We start from the raw sequence: 2816 nt of genomic DNA, 5'->3' as shown, positions 1-2816 counted from the left end.
CGCCGCCCGAGCGGCCGTCCGCGCGGCCGGCGGCCCGGGCGGTGCCGGCGCCCCGGCAGGCGGTCCGGGCACCGGTCCGGGCACCCCTGAAGGCTTCGGTGCCGCGACGGCCCCCAGCGCTCCAGCCGCTCCCACCGCTTCCACAGCCCCCGCCGCTCCCGCGACCCCCACCGCCCCTGCCGAGCCGACGGCTCCGCCCACCGCCCCCGCGCCAGCGGCCCCCGCCCCGGAAGCCGCGGCGCCCCCTGCGCCCGCACCCTCCGCTCCGCCCGCTCAGCCCCCGGCGGCCCCCGCTCCCGGTGCCTGGCCCACCGCCGCCTCCGCCGGCGGCGGACGGCGCCCCGGTGGCTGGCCCACGGCCGCCGCTCCGGCGAGCGGCCGGCCGGCCCAGGGTTCCGGCCGGCCGGACCCGCAGCCGGGCCGCCCCGCCCCCGAGCAGGCGGCCCCGGGGCCGGTCCCCGCGGTCCAGGCCCCGGCACCCGTTCCGGCCGCCCCCGCCGGTGGCCCCGACCCCCGCGCCCTCTGGCCGAACATCTTGGAGGCCGTCAAGAACCGCCGCCGCTTCACCTGGATCCTGCTGAGCCAGAATGCCCAGGTGACCGGCTTCGACGGCACGACCCTCCAGCTCGGCTTCGTGAACGCCGGTGCCCGCGACAACTTCTCCGGCAGCGGCAGCGAGGACGTGCTGCGGCAGGCGCTGGCCGAACAGTTCAACGTGCAGTGGAAGATCGAGGCGGTCGTCGACCCGTCCGGCGGCTCGGTCCCGCCGGCCCCGGGCGGCTCACCCGGACACGGTGGCGCGGGCGGCGGCTACGGCGGCTCTCCCGCCGGTGGCTACGGCGGCACCCCGGGCGGCGGCTACGGCTCCCCGGCCGCGCCCCGTCCGGCGGCACCCCAGCCCGCCCCGCAGTCGTCCGCCCCGCAGGGCAGTGCTCCGGCCGCGCCCGCCCAGGGGCCCCGGCCGGCCGCCCCCGAGCCGCGGCCCGTCTCACCCGAGGACGACATCCCCGAGGACGACGACCCGGATCTCGACGAGTCGGCCCTGTCCGGCCACGAACTGATCGTGCGCGAGCTGGGAGCGACCGTGATGGAGGAGTTCACCAACGAGTAGCGGCCGCCGAGGCCACACCCCACGGCCCCCGGCCGGGGTACCGGGGCGGCAAGGGACATCGACCGCCCGGCGGCTCCCGGGTGAGTGCCCGGCTCCAGGCGGAGTGCCCGCCGGCTCTCGGGGGAGCACCCGGCCCCTGAGTGCCGTGCTCGGCGGCTTCCCGGGGGTGAGCGCCCGGCCCTTCGGCGGAGTGCCCGACGGATCCAGGGTGGACTGTCCCGCGGCCTCCGGGTGTACTGCCCGGCGCCCCCCGGTCGGAGTGGCCGGGGTGACGGCGGGCCCCTGTCCTCGTCGGGCCCTCCCGGGACCTTTGGAGGAACAGCCGAACGGCCCGGCCCCCTGTCTTCGGTGACCTTGCCAGTAGGCTGAGCCCCGTGAAGGTCCTCGTCATCGGCAGCGGCGCCCGCGAACACGCCCTGTGCCGCTCCCTGTCCCTCGACCCCGACGTCACCGCGCTGCACTGCGCCCCCGGCAACGCCGGCATCGCCGAGGTCGCCGAGCTGCACCCGGTCGACCCGCTCGACGGTGCCGCGGTGGTCGAACTGGCCACCGGTCTCGGCGCCGAACTGGTCGTCGTCGGCCCGGAGGCCCCGCTGGTCGCCGGTGTGGCCGACGCCGTCCGCGCGGCGGGCATCCCGGTCTTCGGTCCCTCCGGGGAGGCCGCCCGGCTGGAGGGGTCCAAAGCCTTCGCCAAGGACGTCATGGCGGCGGCCGAGGTGCCGACCGCCCGTTCCTACGTCTGCACCACCGCCGAGGAGGTCGCCGAGGCCCTCGACGCCTTCGGTGCCCCCTACGTCGTCAAGGACGACGGCCTCGCCGCCGGCAAGGGCGTCGTCGTCACCTCCGACATCGAGACCGCCAAGGCGCACGCCGCCGGGTGCGACCGTGTCGTGATCGAGGAGTTCCTCGACGGTCCCGAGGTGTCCCTCTTCGCCGTGACGGACGGCGAGAGCGTCGTCCCGCTCCAGCCCGCCCAGGACTTCAAGCGCGCCCTGGACGGCGACGAGGGCCCGAACACCGGCGGGATGGGCGCGTACTCGCCGCTGCCGTGGGCCGACCCGAAGCTGGTCGACGAAGTCCTGCAGACCGTGCTCCAGCCGACGGTGGACGAGATGCGCCGCCGGGGCACCCCCTTCTCGGGGCTGCTCTACGCCGGCCTCGCGATCACCTCGCGCGGAGTGCGGGTCATCGAGTTCAACGCCCGCTTCGGCGACCCGGAGACCCAGGTCGTGCTGGCCCGCCTGGAAACGCCGCTGGCCGGTGTCCTCATGGCCGCGGCCACCGGCAACCTCGCCGACCTGGCACCGCTGCGCTGGAGCGCGGACGCGGCCGTCACGGTCGTCGTCGCCTCGCACAACTACCCGGACACCCCGCGTACCGGCGACCCGATCACCGGGCTGGACGCGGTGGCCGCCGAGGACGCCCCGCACGCGTACGTGCTGCACGCCGGCACCAGGCGGGACGGCGACGCGGTGGTCAGCGCGGGCGGACGCGTGCTGTCCGTCACGGCCACCGGCGAGGACCTGGCCGAGGCCCGCGAGCGGGCGTACCGGGCGGTGGGGCGGATCGGCCTGGACGGCTCCCAGCACCGCACCGACATCGCGGCAGAAGCGGCGCGGGCCTGACCGGCAGCCGAAGCCGACCCGGCCACCGCCGGCCTTCGGTCCTCGGCACCCTCGGCAGTCGAAGCCGACCCGGCCACCGC

The 2816-nt window shown here is 77.5% G+C and carries 1 protein-coding gene and 1 pseudogene; both read left to right on the top strand.

The genetic code is table 11. The features are described 5' to 3' along the window. Positions 1–1111 (top strand): annotated as a pseudogene (locus GT045_RS22895) (DNA polymerase III subunit gamma and tau); the annotation flags it as partial. 374 nt (positions 1112–1485) lie between these two features. After that, on the top strand, positions 1486–2736 hold the full coding sequence (gene purD / locus GT045_RS22890; RefSeq protein WP_161335282.1) for a phosphoribosylamine--glycine ligase: 1251 nt from the start codon (positions 1486–1488) through the stop codon (positions 2734–2736). The last annotated feature ends 80 nt before the right edge of the window (positions 2737–2816 follow it).

This window comes from Streptomyces sp. SID486 (assembly GCF_009865385.1).
Taxonomy (GTDB): Bacteria; Actinomycetota; Actinomycetes; order Streptomycetales; family Streptomycetaceae; genus Streptomyces.
The sequence above is the reverse complement of the archived record's forward strand: the minus strand, read 5'-3'. Positions and strand labels throughout refer to the sequence as shown.